We start from the raw sequence: 17488 nt of genomic DNA, 5'->3' as shown, positions 1-17488 counted from the left end.
CTCTTTTTATTTTCCTTCCGCCCAGGATTCTTTCCTGGGATCGGCCCCGCCGTATAAAATTCCTGTTTTAGGATCTTTTAAAGAAATACAGGGAGCTCCGAAATCGTATTCCCATTTTTCCCTTTCTTTGACTTCGTAACCGAGAGCTTCAAGACCTTTTCCTTCTTTTCTATAGATCTCTTCTTCTAATTCTATTCTTCCAGGATAATATTTATGAGGGGAGAAGGCGTCCGGCCAGTTCAAGGAACGGAAACGAGGAGCATTAACCGCGTCTTGCGGGTTCATTCCGAAAACAACTATATTTAAGAATACTTGGACCACCGCTTGCGTTTGCATGTCTCCGCCCGGGGTTCCAAAACTCATCCAGAATTTTCCGTCCTTGAATACCATCGATGCGTTAGGCGTAATTGTAGGTCTTTTTCCCGGGACCAGCGAGGAAGGATGGTTCGGATCCAAACGGAACTGGGTCATTCTAATCCCTAATGTAATATCACCTTCGATAATAGGAGATTGAGGGAAATCGCTGGGAGTTAAGGACAAAGAATTTCCTTTAGAATCGATGATACTTAAATAAGTCGTATCTCTTCCTATTTTTCCGGATTCCGTTCTTTCCCAAAAACTGGGAGTAAGATCCAAAAAAGTTTCTTCATTCAAAACAATCCGTTCTTCTTTTGGATATGTTTTCTTTTTTGAATTTGCAGTAGATTCGAATAAGAATGGATCTCCCGGCGGAGGAGTTTTTCCGAAAGCTTTGGATTGTAATAATTTCCTTCTTTCTGCCGCGTACTCTTTACTAAGAAGACCCTTCTCCGGAACGGAAACATACGCCGGGTCTCCGAAATATTTTTCACGATCCGCCATCGCGAGTTCGATCGCCTGCACCACCGTATGAACATACTCCTTGGAATTATGGCCCATGGATTTAAGATCTATTCCTTCTAAAATTTGGAGGACAATCGGAACAACTGCTCCTTGGTTCCAAGTCCGATTGGAGAAGATGGTATAAGGTCCGTAATTTCCATGTAAAGGGACTTCCCAGTCGGCGCTATATCTCGCTAGATCCGATTTTACCATGGTGCCGTCATGTTCCGCATGAGCCTTAGCGATCTTATCAGCGATCGGTCCTTTATAGAAATAATCTCTTACCGCTTCTAAAGAATCTGCGCGGTTTTTTCCGGAAGAAGAAGCGGCCTTTTCAGCTTCTGCCAACTCTTTCAGTGTTGCGGATAACGCAGGCCTTTTGAATTTTTCTCCGGGATGGAGCGGTTTCCACCATTTGTCTCCGACATAAATTTTTGCATTGTAAGGAAGTAAAAATTTGAGGCCTAATCTTTTGAAAACGCCTATGTTCAGATTCCTCATTAGAATTCTATGAACCGGGAATCCTTCTTCCGCAATTTGAATGGCGGGCTTACTCACTTCTTCAAAAGATCTCGTACCATACTTTTTCAGCAATGCGACTATCACATCCGGAGAAGCTGGAACCAATTGAGAGGAATATTTTAACATTGGAATGGACTCATGCCCTCTATACTTAAAATATTCTATCGTAGCCTTTGCGGGCGCTGTTCCAACTCCGATATAACTATGTACTTTTTTATCCGCCTGGTCGTAGTAAAGTAGAGGAGCTACGCCGGGAAAAGACGCCTCTTCTCCTTGGGTTACGTTCAGAACTAAAAGTGCTGCCACTCCTGCATCCGCGGCATTCCCGCCTTTTTCCAAAATTTCCAACGCGACTTTGGTGGCCAAAGGATGACCACTTGCCACCATAATCTTGGACCCTTGGGCTGTGGGTCTTTCCGTATGATACGGATCTTGGAACCTCATTGTCTCTTCCGGTTGGGAAGTCACGTAATAGAATATTACAAGAACTAGAACGATTACTAGGACCCCTGATAAGGAATACGTTAGGATTTTTTTCATGACCTTCCTCTTCACTGCGAGAGGATCTTTCTAATTCTTCCGAAAGAACGAGCAAGGTTTTTTTATGTTGGCAGGCGATGAAAGGAATCGGCGGAATTTAGTTATTCAAGAAGTTCTACTTTTCCGGAAATTGGAGTGATGGAGCGGATCTTGTCTTTTTTATAATCCAATTCGTACAGAGTGTAATTATTATAAGGTCTGTATTCCTGGTCCTTGGATTGTTTTACGAACTCAGGATCTCCTAAAAAATAAACGGATCCGTTTTTCACCACAGGAAAACAGCCTACAAAAGAAGAATCGTATCTTTGTTTGGTTTTTAGATCTACTACGACGATGTTTCCCAATTTTCCGTCCGCTCTTTCAGTGAAGGATAGGACTTTTCCATCAGGACTAAAACTGATGTTCACTTGTTCCTTATTTTCCATAGGTTCTTTGGACTGAGGATTTACGGGAAAAGGATAGAATGGATCCGAGAACTTAACCAATTCTCCTGTCAAAGAAGGAAGTTTATAAAGGCGATTTTCCTTCTCCGTCGCTACACGAACTATAACTAGATCTTCTGCAACCGTATATACGTCAGTGATCTGTAGTTTTCCACTTTCTATCCAAGCTAGGGTTTTTAATTCGGTAGTTTCTAAGGAATATTTGTGGATCGGAACTCGTAAAGATTCCTCCCCATGTTCCGAGTAACGTACTTCGTTGCCAATTAGCACCAAATTTTTTTGGTCCGGAGAAACGAACGGTTGGTAACCGGGAAGGGACTTTATCTCCTTCTCCTTTTCATAATCGTATAATACGGTTTCCCATCTATCCGAATTTTTTCTGGAGAAGATCACGATGGATTTATCTTTCAAGAATCCGCTATTCCCGGGGAACGCGTCTCTTGTTCCTTTAATTGTTTTCACTTTGGAGTTGGTTAAGTTTAATAAATTCAGATCTTTGGAAGTTTTAAACAGAATATAGTTCTGTTTCCGAAAGACCGGGATCCCTTTTTCTTGGGTTCCGGTATAAACCAATCCTGTTTTCCCGTTAATCGAAGAAATGGTGATCAGTCTTAAGATCCCTTTGTCTTCCTGTACGGCATATACAGGACTCATAAGAGGAACAGGCGTAGGAGTGACAGAGAAGATCGGGTTTTGTAAGATCGATAGTATACAGATAGATCCGAGAATTCGGAGGAGAGCAAGGTTCAGAAGTTTATTTTTAGATGGTTCCTTCGCTTGCATACAGTCACTCTCCGAAAAAAACCAGGTTTCGTCAGTAAAATTTATTCGATCGAATCCGGCGAGTTTCCCCAAAGAGGATATCAGGTCAACGTTTGATCTCGAAAGTCCTAAACGTACCTTTAGCGTCTTCCCAGTGGATCGTAGCTTCCGTTACTTTGGCTTTAGAAGGGCCTCTTTGAACTGCCTTGTATAAATCTTCGATAAAAATTTTGTCTCCTTCCACTACAACTTCCACTTCTCCTGTAGGAAGATTCATCGTGTAACCTTTGAGTCGGTTCTCTTGCGCTCTTTGTAGCACGAAATATCTAAAACCAACTCCTTGTACGGTTCCTCGGATCCTAATTTTCGCTCTAGATTCGTTTTTTGCAGCCATTCAGTTATTGAAACTCCTACAACTAAATTATACTTTTTCATTCTTGAGAAGAAGCCTTATTTACCATCCAAGAAGAGAAATCCTGTAAAAACTGCCAGAGGATCTCTTTAGATTCTTCATCCGCTTCCCAGTCTTTGATCGCCTTACGGTAGCAGGAAAGCCAAACCCTTCTTGCTTTTTCGTCGATCGGAAATGGAAGATGTCGGGCCCTCATTTTTGGAGGTCCATATTTTTGAACGTAATAGGGCGGACCTCCCAGGACTTGCACCATAAAGTCCGCAGACTTTACTTTGCTCTCTTCCAGATTTTCCGGAAACATCCAACGAATTTCACTGACTGCTATTTGATCATAAAAAACGGAAACAAGTTCCCGAATGGGATCTTCTCCCACTTTAGCAAATAATTCTCTAAGGCGAGGACTCGGAGGTGGAGGTCCTCCGGGAGGGGTATAAAACGTCGCGTTCATGCAGAAGACCCATTCTTTAAAAAGTCCAGTATCTTAGGTTCAAACTCATGGACTAGTTTTTGATACACATCTTTTTTAAATGAGACCACGGTCGAAAGGCATTCTTGGAAAGGGATAAATCGAACTCTTTCAAACTCTTGCTCATGTGCCGTTAGATTGCAGTCTTCCGCTCTACCATTCCAATAAAGAAGGTACCATTTTTGGGTTTGGCCTTTATACTTTTTTAGATTAGAGCTTAGATGTAGGGACTCCGGAAAATCATAATTGATCCAACTTGGATATTCATATACGATCTCAGCGTTTTGGATGCCTACTTCTTCTAAAAGTTCTCTTTGAGCGGCTAAGTCAGGATCTTCTCCATCATCTATTCCCCCTTGAGGAAACTGCCAAGAGCCTTTAAAATTCAGTCTTTCTCCTACTAAGACCTCTCCCTTAGAGTTGAAGACCACCATTCCCACGTTCTTTCTATACGGTTTGTCCATCTTAGTAGAGATTTACTTTATTGATTCGAGAGACAAGCCTATAAAAAAATTTGGACCTAAAGTGATACTTAACTCAGGAAAATTTTTAAACAAGGCAAGACAGTCATTGAGACTCTGTTTCTTTGCAGTAGAAAAATATGATAAATCAATTGCGGATGGACAAGAAGAAGGCATAAGATTCTTTGGATTAATATTCCGATCCAATAGGAGGAGATAATTCTCACGATGTCGGTCAGATATAAAATTCGCAGACCTCGAGTATTTTCAGAGAAGGATTTCGAAATTCAGGAATCCAAGATACCCGGAATCGGAATGGGATTATTCTCCAAACAAGATTTGGTCAAAGGTGATACTATCGGGTTTTATACCGGAAGGGTCCTTGACGATAAGTCGGCCAATTCCGCCAAATACTGTGAGTCCAAATATTTACTTTGGATCTGTAAAGATCATTGGATCTATGGAGAAGGTAAAGAGTCCAACTATACCCGTTATATCAATCATAGTTCCAAACCGAATGTAAGATTAGTGGTATCTACTCGCTGGAAGACCGCAAGATTCGAAGCAATGCGAAAGATCAAAGCGGGCGAGGAATTATTCTTCGATTATGGAGATGAGTATTGGATCCATATAGATGTCTCTCCGGTGGAGCAGAACTAAATTTCTATAGAACGCTATCGAAACGCCCGTATAACAACGAATAGTCAGTTTTTTTCCCAAAAGAAACAAAAAGTTTCAGGGATCCGAATCACTAATTTTAATCATATTTCATGCAAAGAGTGGATTCCCTTTAAACGATAAGGAATATTGGAGCCTGGAGTGCGGTTCTGAATTTTTTATCCGACATAAAGAACAGCGGGAGAGCTCCATACATTGAAAATAAGGAACTTCCTTATTGGACTTGGATCCTTCCGCTAATCTTGTTTTATTTCGCTTCCAAGGTATCTTTAGCCTTCCAAGTGGATACAGGGATCTCCATATCCTATCTTCCCATCCCAATCGGTATCATACTATGCTTTTGGTGGGGACCGGCTCGCACATTACCCGCGATGTATGCTAACGCATTGTTCAGCGCCAACCTCTGGGGACTTCACGATGTGGATAAATATCCCATCTATTGTCTTTGGGAAGTTTTGGCGGTGGGAGTTTCTTGGTTCTTTTTTATTAAATGGAAAAAGGGAAAATCTTGGCTACCTGACCTGAGAGAGATCGTAAGATTTTTACTCTGGGTGGCCTTTCCTGCTTCTTTATGTAACGGATTTTTGGTAGCGGGAGGACTTGTTCTATTCGGAGACCTCCCCCAGGATAAGTGGTTTGCATCTAGTCTATCCGGGTTAGTTGCCACTTTATTCGATACATTGAGTGTGTCCGCCCCTATCCTTCTATGGGTTACTCCTTGGATGGAGCTAAAAGGTTGGACAAAAACGGAAGGCGCTTGGGAAAACAGGGAAACTAGTTGGGATAGGAATAGGTTCAGAAATCTGAAGCCTAGAAAAATCGCGGAGATTATCTCGGTATTTCTACTCTGCGGGTTTTTCGGTGCGATCATACCTTCCTTAGAATATTGGTTCGTATTCGCGTTATTTGTTCTTTGGGCAGCATTGAGGTATGGGATTACCATGGCTCTTACTGCAAATATTTGGGTCCAAATAGTGACTTTAGTATTTCCTGCTCTGGTCGGTCGTTCCGAAAATTACCAATGGTTTAAGGACGATAAGCAGCTTATTTTTTTGATAAACTTGGGGATCTTATGTGTGGTCGCTTTGATAACTGGAAGAGCCACAAGCGATTCCAGAAAGGAACTTCAAAAAAGAAGAAGGATAGAAGGTAAACTTCTTCAGAGCCGAGAACAATATCGAAAGTTTTTCGAAGAAAATCTTTCCGCAAATTTTATCACGGACATCTCCGGAAATATTTTGGCCGCGAACTCTTCCTTTCTAAAGATGTTCGGGTTCGAGAACCAAACGGAAGCCTCTCTTCGGAATTTTGCGGATCTTTTTCCTTCTTATGAAGATTTTTCGTTCTTGTTACAAAAAATACGGATCAGCGCCAGACTCGAGACCCACGAAGTATTCTTTCAGGATAAGAACGGACTCCCTATCCATACGACGGGAAATTATTTCGCCACATTCGATAAGTCGGGAGGTATAGATTCTGTCCGAGGGTATTTAATGGATGATACTCTCCGTCGTAAGTTGGAAGACCAACTTATAGAATCTAAAAAATTGGAAACGATCGGGACATTGGCAGGGGGGATCGCTCACGATTTTAATAATATCCTGCAGATCATTTCCGGTTATGCGACCAGGATACAATTGGAGTCCTCTAAATTCGCTTCTCTATTGGAAATGTCCCGTTCCATTAATGCGGCTGCAGGAAGGGGAGCGATCATAGTTCGAAGACTGCTTTCCTTGGCAAGAAAGGGAGGAGGTGGATTTAAGACCATATTTGCGGACCAGCTGATCAACGAAACGATCGATCTTTTACTTCCTACATTCTCCGAAAAAATAAAATTCAAAAAAGAATACAAAGAAGGACTTCCAATAATCGTAGGGGATTATTCCCAATTAGAACAAGTGCTTATTAATCTATGTTTGAATGCGAGAGATGCGCTTCCGAATGGAGGAGAGATCTCGATACGTGCCTTTGGTGTACAAGGAGCAAATATCAGGGAATCTTTTCCACTTTCGGAACCGGCAGATTATCTTTGTATAGAAATTTCGGATAACGGAGAAGGAATGAGTGAAGAAACTAGGAAAAGGATATTCGAACCTTTCTTCACAACAAAAAACAAAACCCAAGGTAGTGGGCTTGGAATGTCCATGGTATATGGGATCATGCAAAATCATGAAGGAATGGTGCAAGTAAGTTCGCAATTAGGAACCGGAACGAGTATTCGATTGTTCTTTCCGGTGGCCAAGACCAAAACCTCCCAATTAATGGAAAAGCCTACGAAAGGGTCTCAGAGATCTACAGGTATCATTTTGGTTGTGGAAGAATCCCCTTATTTATCGGAAATCCTACAAGACCAAATGTCGGCCTTGGGGTTTAGATTGATCAGCGCGGATAGCGTTAAAAAGGCTCATGAAATATTAAGTAAATTCAAGTCTTCAGCGGTTTTGACCGTGATCGATCTGGATTTTGAAAATCTTTCTTCCTTGGAATTTTTAGAAACGATCAAAAAAGAATGTCCGGAGTTGAAAATTTTGGTCTCCGGAACGGATTTCGGGGATGGAACAAAAGAAAAACTTTCTGCACTCGGAATTAACGATCTTCTGGAAAAACCCTACAAGATCCGCGACCTGATCGAATTCTTTTATACGAAAAGTTTTTAGGGTTAAGCCGCCTTTTCTTTTACTTTAGCGTTCTTAAAGAAAAATGCAAAACCCTGCACCAAATCGTAGATAGCAGGTATCTGGGCCAAAGAGATCCCGACATCCCCGTGAGAGATCAAAGGAGTTAACACTAATTTGGATTTTTTTCGAGGAAGATTTTCTTTTAAGATCATTGCTTCTTTCGCAGGCACCACATTGTCCCCCAAACCGTGAACGATGGAAACATGGCAGTCCAATAAATGTAGCTTATCCTTTACTTGCAATTCCTGCAAAAAAGAACTTTGAGAGCCTGCATTGTCCAAGACCTCTTTCCAGATCCTCTCTCTGAAATTTTTATCTTCTCTAAGTTTGAAGAATACTTCCTTGTTTTCCGCGCTGATGTTTTCCAAAACTGTAGGAAGTTCCAAGGTGTCTCTGGAAAAACTTCCGTCTAACACACAGGCTTTTAAAGCGAACTCCAATTCTTGGTTGTCCGACTTTAGAGCATACTTTACGAAATTGTAAAGAAGGATCATTCTTCCGTATTCGTCGCCCTCATCCGATGTCATCACGTAATCCAAAGTGGATTTTACATCACAATACGCGCCGATTGTGAGTATGGAAGAGATCTTTTCTCCCACTTTCGGATCGGAGGCTGCGATGAGTCCCATACTTCCCGAAAAAGAAGGAGCGATATACGAAAGTTTTTGGTCCGGGCAATATTCTTTATTGGAAGAGATATGAAGTATCAGCTCTTTTATTTTTTCGATCGTTTCTTTTAAGATCCTGAATTGTGTTACTTCTACTAGTAACGGCGAAATGACAGTATAGCCGACTGCTGCTGCAGATCTACAAACCGCCGCGAATCTTGGGTCCTTATTTCCTAAGTAAGCCAATCCATTTACCGCTAAAATAGTTCCGCAGGATTTCCCCTTTGGAGTATAAAGAATTGCGGGGATCTCAAATCGATCCGTCTTAACTACGATCTCTTGTTCTGAGACTTTTGGCGGAGTCGGTAATTGGCAATGAAGAGCGAATTTAGCCGCCTTCCAGAAATATTTCATATTTGTATCCAAACCCGGACTCGTTAAGATCGGATAACAATTCGATGACGATTTGAAAAGTCGGGCGACTCACTCGCTTTGCTCGTGATCGCGCTCTATGCTTCAATCCGCTTCGCTTTCCGCTACGATCGGTGTCGAACAGTGAGTCAATGTCTCCAGTTTTTTCTTCGCTCCTCTCTGTTTTTTTCTCTCGCAGAGGCGTAAAGACGCGGAGAGTATAATTCTTCCAGTAGCCTGAATATTTCTCTTCTAAGTCTGGTTTTTCTTTTTTAGGAAATTGTTTTCAAAGGACTCTTTTTACCTTCCCGGCTTCGTGTGAAATATATGGTAAAGATACCGTATGGAACGGAGAATCCACATTCCAGACCGTATATCCACGCTTCAGTCGCCCGGGTAACCACTATTCCGCCAATCAATCGATCGAAACGGCAAATTCTACTTTGCAGACTTTTTCCCAGGTTTCATTTTCCGAGAAAAAAATCACATTAGGGTATTCGAATGAAAAAAGAAAAAAGTACCAGGAAAAAAATTCTATCTGAGGAAAATCCGCCTTTAAGCAAGGAAGAGATCCGGCTCCTTCTAAACGCCTCCAAAACTCATGAAAATCATTATCTATGGTTTCGAATGTTGTATTCTTTCGGACTCCAACTTTCCGAGTTAGTCTCTTTACGAGTGGAGGATTTGGATTGGTCCCAGCATAAAATATTGATCCACCATTCCCAAACCTTAAATCCCAGGAATCCTTCCATCCCCCTGTCTTTAAGAAGGGATCTTTGGTATATTTCTCAGGGTAAACAGGGAGAAGACTTTTTGTTTTCGGGCAGAATGGGCAAACTTCGTCCTAGGACCGTTCAAAAAATGTTTTCCAAGCTAGAGGAACTGACGGGTCTTCCTATTTCGGTATTTCGACTCAGAAGAAGTTTGGCTTCTCACCTGATCGAGGCAGGTTGGGATCTGGAAAGTATCCAGGAACAGCTGGGGCTTTCTTCCCAAAAATCCCTCAGAGATTTGCTTGGAAAGAAACCAAAACGGCCTCTACTCAAGATATTTCCATTGGAGGAAATTAACGGCTCTGCGGCATAATATTCCAAATTTAGGATTTTCCAACTATGAGAGAATAGAGGAGATGGGAAAAAATTCTTGTAAAACCCCATTTCCTAACTATTTTAGTCTACGGCGAACTTTCCGTTCCCCTTTTGTATCTAAAAAAGGAAATTTTCTTTGTCGGAATATGATCTTATGGATCGTCGCTCGGAGCCTAGCTTGGAAATTAAAACGAAAAAAGTAGGGAAACACACCCTAGTCCAATTGGATGGCAGGCTGGATATCACTCATTCGGACGAGGTAGAGGCAAAACTTCTAGACGATGTCCAAGCCGGAACAGGTGATATAGTCATTAACTTGCAAAATATTTCTTATATATCTTCTTCCGGGATCAGGATCTTTGTCGGGATGGTCCGGGAACTGGAAAAACAGAATCGAAAACTCAAACTTTGCAATATCACACCTAACGTTAAAAAAGTTTTCGATGTTGTGGAATTGTTGGATCTTTTCGAAGTCTACGAAACCGAACAAGAAGCATTAGCTACATTAAAATAATAAGCCGGGGGTGCTTTTTATAATGGGTTCCCCCGCGAGCACAGAAGACCGGTCTTCCGAAATTTACGGACTTATCGGTCTTTTCTTTTTATCAGTACTTTCTCTGTTAATTTTTAGGATCTCCGGCTTGGAGTTCCCGCCCGTGTGGCCCGACGAAGTTTTATTCTATTCTCCCTCCCTTGACTTTGCTAAAAATGGCCTCTTCCGCACGGAAGTATTAGAAGGTTTAGTAAAAGGAATGGAGACTAAAACTCTTTGGATGCCTCCCGTCTTCTTTTTGTTAAACGGTTGGGTTATCGGATTTTCGGGAGAAGGTCTCGAAGTCCTAAGATTATTCGCTGCGATCTTATCCGTTGCGAGTGTCTGGATATTTTGGTTTATACTTAAAACATTCGATTATTCACCGATCGCAAGGCTTGGAGCTTCCTTACTTTTATTCACGGATCTATTGTTCTTAAGAGTGGGTTGGACCGCAAGAATGGAAGCTCTTTGTCTATTTTGGGCGCTTCTATCTTTACTAGTACTTGCAAAAAAAGCGAAATGGAAAGGAGAAGTTCCTCTCCAACAATACGAATCATTCTTAGCCGGATTCTTTTTAGGGATCTCATTTTTATCACATCCATTCGGGGCGATCTTCGGAGTACCCGCATTACTTTTGATCCACCAGGCAAAAGCTTGGAAGGTTTGGATGTTTTGGTTAGGCGGAGCATTGCCGATAATCGCTTGGGGAATTTGGATCCATCCCGATTGGGAAATTTTTTTCTACCAATTCGGAGCGCAGTTCGGAAGAAAAAAAGATCTGTTTCAGTCTTTCTCACCGATCACAAAGATCAAAGTATTATTAGGCGGATATGAATCTCCGGGATTGAGACTATTCTTTTATTTGGCGCTCGTCTACGGATTATGGGTGGTGCGAGGAGAAATAAAGGACAAACCGAAGTCCGCATTCTTCTTTTCCGCTTGGACAGTTTCGATCTTATTTTTTTTGATCTTATCCACCGAATATTATTACGTAATGTATTTGTGTATCCCATTGTCTGCTTTGGGAGGATTTTTTTTCGAAAGGATCAGAAGTAGAAGAGTGCAGTTCATCGCAGCTATATTAGTATTTTCCAATGTAGCAATTTTAGTGAACGCGTACAAAAGAATAGGATTCGGAAATCCCGAGTTCGATCTGAAGGACAGATTTTATGAGGTATTGGGACCGGAACTCAAAGGTTCTAAAAAGATATATCTGCAAGCGATCCCGGATCCTTATTTCCACATCCGAAAAGAATATCCGAATTTGAAAGTATTGGAGTTTATTCCCGGAGAACTTCCAATCCCGAAAGAAGATTTTATACAAACTCTGGATTCAATAGATACGTTCGTATTCTCTGAGCGCCAAAAAAGAAATGAATTCGTGCAGGCATACTTAGAGGAGAATTCCTCCAAGTTCAGAAAATTCAGGATCTCGGCGGAACCTTCTACACTTAGAAAAGTGGCAAATGTAGAAGCGGAAGTCTATCGCAGAAGATAATCAGAATCTATCTCAAAAATACTTAAAAATAGCCTTTTAGTGAACTCTTGCCTTCCCCTTCGCTTGCACATCCTGTGCAAACCTCCGGGCCGCTTCGCCATCCTGGCTTCGCTCTCAGGCAAAGAGTTCACTCAAAGGAATCGTTTTTTAAACGCTCTTGAGATAGATTCTGATTATCTTCCATTGTCTTTGATCTTTTTGAGAAGGTTCCGATTGGCTTCCTGACGCAGGATCGCGTTTTCATATCTTCTGATCTCCACTTCCGATTCGGGTTTCAACTTGGGGATAGGGCAGGGTTTTTTATTCTCGTCCAAGGCAACGAATGTGAGATAAGCGGTCGTAGCGCGGGTCACGATCCCGGTATAAGGATTTTCTTTGGACACCTGAACACCTATTTCCAAAGAACTTCTTCCCGCATAATTCGCAGAAGCTTTTAAGATCACATGATCCCCCAAGGAGATGGGCTCCAGAAAATTCAATTTATCAACACTTGCAGTGACAGCCTCCCTTCCACAATGTCTTTGCGCAACCATGACTGCGATCAAGTCTATCCAAGACATTAAGGTCCCTCCGAAAAGGGTACCATAATGATTGGTATGGTCGGGCATAACTATATGCCTGGTTTCCGCTGCGGATTGTTTCGGTGTTTTGATAATTTCTTCCGACATCTGAAGTTTAGACGAACAATCCCGGTATTACGTTCTTATAATTGGCATTGCAGTATAAAATCGTTAAATACTTGAGCGATATAAACTCTTTCCTTATATGTAAGCGCGGTACTTCCCGCAGATATCAATTCACCGGAGTTGGAAAAAATTTCTTGGATAGAGTCATCCGGAGAAATACTAAATATTTTGGTGGGAGAATGAGATTCCGCATTACTTGCATGTCTCAGGAATTTCATTACGGACGGATGTGTGGCAGTAAAGATGGTTCCTTTTTCATCTATCTCCAGATTGTCCGGTCCGCCTTCGAGCACGATCTGTTTTGGGTCTCCTAATAAGATCTTTCCGTTTTCCCTTTTGATATCGAATTTTAATACCGCTCCGAGCCCGAATCCCGCTCTGTATAAATATTCCTTTCCATCCTGTCTTTTTACGTATAATATTCCGTTTCCGTAATATAATGGGTTTCCTAAGGAAGACCAATTTTTTCCGTCATAATAAGCGATCTCCGCTCTGCTGATCCTGAAAAGGTCCTGGAATAGGTAGGTGGACAGCCCTCCTGCACCATGATCATTGGAAACAAAAATTTCGTTTTCGGATGCGACGGATAGATCGTTAGGACTTGTGATCAAAGGATCTTGTAAAGTTTGGATATGTTTCCATTTTCCAGCCTTGGATTTTGCGGAAGGTTTTTCCGTTCTTTCAAAAACTTCTATCGAATGTTCTTTGTATAATGTGATATGAGAGATCACATATAATCTGTATTTTCCGTTTTGGTTCAGAAGGCTCATCCCGTGAGGTCTGAAGTTTTTTGGATATTCTACTTCCAATAATTTGGGTTCCAGCGGGGAAGAATTCAGGTCCAAAAAGTAGATCTTTCCTTCTTGGTCTTTGATCCTTCTTTCGTGAGAAGATACATAAAGAAGTCCCGCCTCTCTATCAATGGCCAAATCTTCCGGGCCTGGCATTCCGGAAATTTTGGAGCAATTTTTTAAAGGGATATCTTTGACATCTCCGGAACAATTACTGAAAAGCAGGCCTATAACGACGAATACTGTGGGTAGAATGGAAACTCGCATGGGGTCCAAAGATCTGCCCTAAATCCGGCAATGGCAACCAGATTCAAAGTTTGAGATTGAATTTTATTCTTGCATTTTTTGTGCAGTGCATAAAAATGGAGTGAAAAAGGAATAGCAAGGCATGGACAACCAAAAACTAAACGATATCATCAATGCCGGGATTGGGGCCGTCCAGACTTCGAAAGAGATTTTCGATAAACTTCTCCAAGACCTAAACGACGGCAAGGAGAAGGTGGAGCAGAGATTCGACGAACTCAAAGCCCAGGGAGAAAAAGACCTGAGCGAGAATGCGTTAAAATTCAAAGTTCCTCTGGCTTGGGGAATCGTTAAAATAGAAGAGATTCGGGAGAATATCTTAAAACAATTTTTGAAGAAATGATGGGCGGATTTTTCCCATGGAATAGGAAACGATCATGTTTCGATTTTCAGAGGGAAGGAATTCCGCACTAGGTCGCTTTTTACTCTTTCAACTATCTTCCCTCTTCCTATTTACTTCATTACATTCCCAAAACCTTTCGACAAAAAAATTAACACTTCATTCAGGGGAATTGATTCTTGTAACCGAACAAAGTCCTTCTAAGGCCAGATCCGAAAAGGTCTACGGTGCTTCCACACTTTTAAAAAGGGAATATTCTCCCGCTTCTACATTTAAAACCTATCTGGTTTTGTCTTTATTGGAGAATCATAGCATCGATCCCCAAGAAAGGATAGAATGTTCAGACAAACATATTTCGAATTCCCCTAGGTTTTTGGATCTAAGAGATGCATTATTCTATTCTTCAAATGATTATTTCGAAAAAGTTTTTCCTAAGTTGGGAAAAGAAAAACTGGATCTTACCCTACGCAAGATCCGCTATTTAGAAAATTCTAAATCTAATGTAAAAGTTGAGGATTGGTGGATCGATCTTTCCGGTTTGAAACATGGAGGAAAGATAAGATTAGCTCCCCAAAAAATACATTCTTCCTGGGTGAAAATTTTTGAGAACGCTTATGGACTTCCTAAGAACATTATGGAAGAATGGCGAAAGACTCTTTACTGGTCCGAATGCCCTGAAAGAGAGGCTAACGTGTATGGTAAGACCGGGTCATGGGAAGGAAGTTTTTGGTTCCAAGGTGCTTTGGTAAGATCGGATAACGATTATGTCATATATACGATCTTAAATAGAAGTAAATCGGCATCAAGGATGGAAACGATCCAAAAATTTTACGAATTAACAGGATGTAAGATTCCGAGTTTGGAATAGAGAAGAGACGTAAAAAGAGGACTTTCGGAGTGACTGGACTTGAACCAGCGACCCCTTCCCCCCCAGAGAAGTGCGCTACCACTGCGCTACACCCCGGTCCTCAAGAGTATAATTTTTCGGGACCGATCCCTATGTAAACCGGTTTTTAAGAACTAAGCTTGGAGAGAAGAATACATCAGCAAAGAAAATCAGGGGAGACAAACCAGATGATCTGTCCTCCTTGGAATTTTTCTCTAGGGATATTCACCGCAAGTGCGGAGCCGGGCGTGAATAGAAAAGATTTTCCTACTCCTGAAATTCCCAGTAGAGTTTCAGCAAACACACTTACGTCCGGGCTATGACCCACTAAAAGGATCGCATCCGAGTTGGAATTGTCTTTGAGAAGGGGACAGATCCTAAAGTAGTCTTCTCCGGGAAGAAGATATTCTGCGGATTCGGTTTCTAATTCAGGTTTCAGGATCTTTGTATAAATTTCCGCACTTGTTTTGGTGCGAACATAGGGACTGTGGTAGATCTTTTTGATCTTAAATCCGGTTTGAAAGAACCGGGCCATCTTTTCGATATCCGCAATTCCTTTAGGAGTAAGAACCCTGGAGGAATCTTTGCCGTCTTCTGAATGGGGATCGGCTTCCCCATGTCTGGCTATGATGATCTTCATAGAATAAATGTAGAATTGTGCGTACGCGTTCTAATAAAAAGGATTGCTTCGAGAAGCAATGGAACTATCGTCTCCGGCACTTGGTCTAAGGATTTTTGAATGCCTCAATTTGCAATTGAAATAGAGCACCTACGCAAATTTTATCCGAAAGTAAAAGCATTACAAGGAATTGATCTAAAAATTCCGCAAGGCGGGATCTTTGGTCTTCTCGGTCAAAACGGTGCCGGCAAAACTACTTTGGTTCGGATCTTACTCGGGTTTTCCAAACAGACCGAAGGTCATTGTAAAGTTTTGGGTTTGGAACCTTCTCCGCTTGCCAGAACTAAGATAGGTTATCTTCCGGAACGAATGGCTATCCCTACGTATTTGAGTGGGAAAGAATTTTTAGAAGCAAGTTTCAGACTGGCATTGGTGCCTTCTTCTATTGCAAAAAAGAAAAGTAATGAATTCTTAGAAAAGTTGGGATTGGCAGAAGCCGCAGATCGAAAAATTTCCACTTACTCCAAAGGTATGCTCCAAAGATTGGGACTTGCAAACGCTCTTGGAGCCGAGCCCGAACTTTTACTTTTAGATGAGCCTGGCACAGGTTTGGACCCCGCAGGTTATAAGGAATTTAGGGAATTAATTTTAGAAGAAAACAAGAAGAGAGGAGTCACCATTCTGATCAACTCTCACCGTTTATTAGAGGTTGAACAGATCTGTACCGAGATAGGCATTCTTCATAAAGGAAATCTAATGGCCCAGGGTAAGCTGGACGAATTAAAACAGGGTAAGGATAGGATCCGTATCCGTTTGGAATCGGCGCCTGAATCTTATTTGGAAGAGATCTCTTTGGAACATAAGATAGATGGAAAAACCTGGGAAATACGTCCTAAGCCTGAAGTGGATCTAAAAAAATTACCTGCGATCTTAGTGGAGAAGGGAGCGGAAATTTTTCTCTACGAAAGGAAGACCGAATCTTTGGAGGATGTTTTCTTTAGACTTACCCAAGGCTCCGGAGATAATGGAGGATCAAATTGAGTTCTCAGACTGATTTCAAATTTTTTATCTCCTCCATGTTCCGTCAGATCGGGACTCTGCTTCGACTAACGTTTATCCAGGTCCTCAGACGAAAGGCGATTTTCTTTTATTTTTCTCTTCTCGGATTTTTTCTGTTGGGAGAATGGACCTGCACCACTTCGGTAGGAGGAGAGACAAGTCACGGCGTTTCTTCTTATATGTATTTTATCCTGACATCTTTTTGGAGTCTGGTCTTTCTGGTGATCCTAACTTCGGATCTTCTCCGCCAAGACATGGATTCTCAAGTCCATACTTTATGGTTGAGCCGTCCAGTGGACCCGTTCGCGTATGTGGGAAGTAAGGGACTCACTTTACTGATCTGCGTTCTACTGTTCGTACTTCTTACGTTTGGGATCAGCTCCTGGTTCTCCCTGGAAATTCCTTGGGAGTTTCTTTGGTATCAGGGAACCATGATGATGGTGTATTCGTTTTTTGTTTTATTTGTACTTTTAATTACTCTCTTCTCGAACCAATCCCTTGCGATCGTGAGTTCTCTCGGTCTCATCCTTTTTAGCTGTATTTTGGATTTTGTTGCCTATAACCAAAACATCGATTTGTCCGAAGAAGCGAGTGATATTAAAAAATTCGTTCTAAAAACGATCTACTGGATCCTACCCCAGGTCGGGACTGTTTTTTATCATTCTTTCGCGCTTTTTTTAGGGAAGGCGGATCCGAAAAATTTCTACGGACCTTACTCTTTCGTCCAAGTAGGAGTATGGATCGTCATTTTAAAATCCACACTTTGGTGGAGCACTCGGCACAAAGAGATTTAGGCCCTCAGGGGTTTGGGGAATTTAATCTAGGGTTGACAAAACCTGCT

At 41.7% G+C, this 17488-nt stretch carries 18 protein-coding genes and 1 tRNA gene; 9 read left to right on the top strand and 10 right to left on the bottom strand.

Features of this window, described 5'->3' with window-relative positions:
• Positions 1–6: 6 nt before the first annotated feature.
• The 5 genes from LEP1GSC192_RS06460 to LEP1GSC192_RS06440 form a co-directional block, all read right to left on the bottom strand.
• Complete coding sequence (locus LEP1GSC192_RS06460) at positions 7–1923, bottom strand: gamma-glutamyltransferase family protein (protein WP_020769268.1); 1917 nt, start codon at positions 1921–1923, stop codon at positions 7–9.
• A 101-nt stretch (positions 1924–2024) separates the two neighbouring features.
• Positions 2025–3149 (bottom strand): hypothetical protein, encoded by a 1125-nt coding sequence (locus tag LEP1GSC192_RS06455; RefSeq protein WP_020769131.1) that lies wholly within the window; start codon positions 3147–3149, stop codon positions 2025–2027.
• 85 nt (positions 3150–3234) lie between these two features.
• Entirely contained in the window at positions 3235–3522 is a 288-nt protein-coding gene (locus LEP1GSC192_RS06450) for an acylphosphatase (RefSeq protein ID WP_020769196.1), read from the bottom strand.
• 37 nt (positions 3523–3559) lie between these two features.
• Positions 3560–3988 (bottom strand): globin, encoded by a 429-nt coding sequence (locus tag LEP1GSC192_RS06445; protein WP_020769222.1) that lies wholly within the window; start codon positions 3986–3988, stop codon positions 3560–3562.
• Positions 3985–4470 carry an RNA pyrophosphohydrolase gene (locus LEP1GSC192_RS06440; protein ID WP_020769416.1) on the bottom strand — a complete coding sequence of 162 codons (486 nt, stop codon included), beginning with the start codon at positions 4468–4470 and terminating at the stop codon, positions 3985–3987. Before LEP1GSC192_RS06440 ends, LEP1GSC192_RS06445 begins: the two co-directional genes overlap by 4 nt.
• Positions 4471–4695: 225 nt before the next feature.
• Between LEP1GSC192_RS06440 and LEP1GSC192_RS06435 the strand changes: the two genes are divergently transcribed.
• Positions 4696–5127 carry an SET domain-containing protein gene (locus LEP1GSC192_RS06435; protein WP_020769273.1) on the top strand — a complete coding sequence of 144 codons (432 nt, stop codon included), beginning with the start codon at positions 4696–4698 and terminating at the stop codon, positions 5125–5127.
• Between the two features lie 260 nt (positions 5128–5387).
• Positions 5388–7802 (top strand): ATP-binding protein, encoded by a 2415-nt coding sequence (locus LEP1GSC192_RS06430; RefSeq protein WP_020769004.1) that lies wholly within the window; start codon positions 5388–5390, stop codon positions 7800–7802.
• Positions 7803–7804: 2 nt separating this feature from the next.
• Here LEP1GSC192_RS06430 and LEP1GSC192_RS06425 read toward each other — a convergent pair whose 3' ends face one another.
• A complete protein-coding gene (locus LEP1GSC192_RS06425; protein WP_020769128.1) occupies positions 7805–8845 on the bottom strand; it encodes a hypothetical protein in 1041 nt (346 codons plus the stop codon).
• A 498-nt stretch (positions 8846–9343) separates the two neighbouring features.
• Between LEP1GSC192_RS06425 and LEP1GSC192_RS06420 the strand changes: the two genes are divergently transcribed.
• The 3 genes from LEP1GSC192_RS06420 (at position 9344) to LEP1GSC192_RS06410 (ending at position 11963) form a co-directional block, all read left to right on the top strand.
• Positions 9344–9928 (top strand): tyrosine-type recombinase/integrase, encoded by a 585-nt coding sequence (locus LEP1GSC192_RS06420; protein ID WP_020769218.1) that lies wholly within the window; start codon positions 9344–9346, stop codon positions 9926–9928.
• A 180-nt stretch (positions 9929–10108) separates the two neighbouring features.
• Positions 10109–10444 (top strand): STAS domain-containing protein, encoded by a 336-nt coding sequence (locus LEP1GSC192_RS06415; RefSeq protein WP_020769420.1) that lies wholly within the window; start codon positions 10109–10111, stop codon positions 10442–10444.
• A 22-nt stretch (positions 10445–10466) separates the two neighbouring features.
• On the top strand, positions 10467–11963 hold the full coding sequence (locus LEP1GSC192_RS06410; protein WP_020769050.1) for a glycosyltransferase family 39 protein: 1497 nt from the start codon (positions 10467–10469) through the stop codon (positions 11961–11963).
• A 173-nt stretch (positions 11964–12136) separates the two neighbouring features.
• On the opposite strand, the gene LEP1GSC192_RS06405 is transcribed toward LEP1GSC192_RS06410, so the two are convergent.
• Both LEP1GSC192_RS06405 and LEP1GSC192_RS06400 read right to left on the bottom strand, forming a co-directional pair.
• Complete coding sequence (locus LEP1GSC192_RS06405) at positions 12137–12631, bottom strand: acyl-CoA thioesterase (RefSeq protein ID WP_020769189.1); 495 nt, start codon at positions 12629–12631, stop codon at positions 12137–12139.
• Between the two features lie 35 nt (positions 12632–12666).
• Complete coding sequence (locus LEP1GSC192_RS06400) at positions 12667–13707, bottom strand: hypothetical protein (RefSeq protein WP_020769376.1); 1041 nt, start codon at positions 13705–13707, stop codon at positions 12667–12669.
• A gap of 121 nt (positions 13708–13828) precedes the next feature.
• On the opposite strand from LEP1GSC192_RS06400, the gene LEP1GSC192_RS06395 reads away from it, so the two are divergent.
• Together LEP1GSC192_RS06395 and LEP1GSC192_RS06390 are read left to right on the top strand one after the other, a co-directional pair.
• Positions 13829–14086, top strand: a complete 258-nt coding sequence (locus LEP1GSC192_RS06395) for a hypothetical protein (protein WP_020769310.1) — start codon at positions 13829–13831, stop codon at positions 14084–14086.
• A gap of 34 nt (positions 14087–14120) precedes the next feature.
• Positions 14121–14951 (top strand): penicillin-binding transpeptidase domain-containing protein, encoded by an 831-nt coding sequence (locus LEP1GSC192_RS06390; protein ID WP_020769031.1) that lies wholly within the window; start codon positions 14121–14123, stop codon positions 14949–14951.
• 24 nt (positions 14952–14975) lie between these two features.
• Here the strand turns inward: LEP1GSC192_RS06390 and LEP1GSC192_RS06385 are convergent.
• Positions 14976–15047, bottom strand: a tRNA-Pro gene (locus tag LEP1GSC192_RS06385).
• A gap of 79 nt (positions 15048–15126) precedes the next feature.
• Positions 15127–15609: a phosphohistidine phosphatase SixA gene (gene sixA, locus LEP1GSC192_RS06380; RefSeq protein ID WP_020769166.1), complete on the bottom strand. Its 483-nt coding sequence runs from the start codon at positions 15607–15609 to the stop codon at positions 15127–15129.
• Between the two features lie 99 nt (positions 15610–15708).
• On the opposite strand from sixA, the gene LEP1GSC192_RS06375 reads away from it, so the two are divergent.
• Positions 15709–16629 (top strand): ABC transporter ATP-binding protein, encoded by a 921-nt coding sequence (locus LEP1GSC192_RS06375; RefSeq protein ID WP_020769248.1) that lies wholly within the window; start codon positions 15709–15711, stop codon positions 16627–16629.
• Complete coding sequence (locus LEP1GSC192_RS06370; protein WP_020769255.1) at positions 16626–17441, top strand: ABC-2 family transporter protein; 816 nt, start codon at positions 16626–16628, stop codon at positions 17439–17441. Before LEP1GSC192_RS06375 ends, LEP1GSC192_RS06370 begins: the two co-directional genes overlap by 4 nt.
• Positions 17442–17488 lie beyond the last annotated feature (47 nt).

This window comes from Leptospira sp. B5-022, from assembly GCF_000347035.1.
GTDB classification, from domain to species: domain Bacteria; phylum Spirochaetota; class Leptospiria; order Leptospirales; family Leptospiraceae; genus Leptospira_B; species Leptospira_B cinconiae.
The sequence above is the reverse complement of the archived record's forward strand: the minus strand, read 5'-3'. Positions and strand labels throughout refer to the sequence as shown.

Excerpts from the sequence above, each read along its gene's own strand:
- LEP1GSC192_RS06460 (WP_020769268.1), bottom strand. The coding sequence starts at position 1,923 with ATGAAAAAAATCCTAACGTATTCCTTATCAGGGGTCCTAGTAATCGTT.
- LEP1GSC192_RS06455 (WP_020769131.1), bottom strand. The coding sequence starts at position 3,149 with ATGCAAGCGAAGGAACCATCTAAAAATAAACTTCTGAACCTTGCTCTC.
- LEP1GSC192_RS06450 (WP_020769196.1), bottom strand. The coding sequence starts at position 3,522 with ATGGCTGCAAAAAACGAATCTAGAGCGAAAATTAGGATCCGAGGAACC.
- LEP1GSC192_RS06445 (WP_020769222.1), bottom strand. The coding sequence starts at position 3,988 with ATGAACGCGACGTTTTATACCCCTCCCGGAGGACCTCCACCTCCGAGT.
- LEP1GSC192_RS06440 (WP_020769416.1), bottom strand. The coding sequence starts at position 4,470 with ATGGACAAACCGTATAGAAAGAACGTGGGAATGGTGGTCTTCAACTCT.
- LEP1GSC192_RS06435 (WP_020769273.1), top strand. The coding sequence starts at position 4,696 with ATGTCGGTCAGATATAAAATTCGCAGACCTCGAGTATTTTCAGAGAAG.
- LEP1GSC192_RS06425 (WP_020769128.1), bottom strand. The coding sequence starts at position 8,845 with ATGAAATATTTCTGGAAGGCGGCTAAATTCGCTCTTCATTGCCAATTA.
- LEP1GSC192_RS06420 (WP_020769218.1), top strand. The coding sequence starts at position 9,344 with ATGAAAAAAGAAAAAAGTACCAGGAAAAAAATTCTATCTGAGGAAAAT.
- LEP1GSC192_RS06410 (WP_020769050.1), top strand. The coding sequence starts at position 10,467 with ATGGGTTCCCCCGCGAGCACAGAAGACCGGTCTTCCGAAATTTACGGA.
- LEP1GSC192_RS06405 (WP_020769189.1), bottom strand. The coding sequence starts at position 12,631 with ATGTCGGAAGAAATTATCAAAACACCGAAACAATCCGCAGCGGAAACC.
- LEP1GSC192_RS06400 (WP_020769376.1), bottom strand. The coding sequence starts at position 13,707 with ATGCGAGTTTCCATTCTACCCACAGTATTCGTCGTTATAGGCCTGCTT.
- LEP1GSC192_RS06395 (WP_020769310.1), top strand. The coding sequence starts at position 13,829 with ATGGACAACCAAAAACTAAACGATATCATCAATGCCGGGATTGGGGCC.
- LEP1GSC192_RS06390 (WP_020769031.1), top strand. The coding sequence starts at position 14,121 with ATGTTTCGATTTTCAGAGGGAAGGAATTCCGCACTAGGTCGCTTTTTA.
- sixA (WP_020769166.1), bottom strand. The coding sequence starts at position 15,609 with ATGAAGATCATCATAGCCAGACATGGGGAAGCCGATCCCCATTCAGAA.
- LEP1GSC192_RS06375 (WP_020769248.1), top strand. The coding sequence starts at position 15,709 with ATGCCTCAATTTGCAATTGAAATAGAGCACCTACGCAAATTTTATCCG.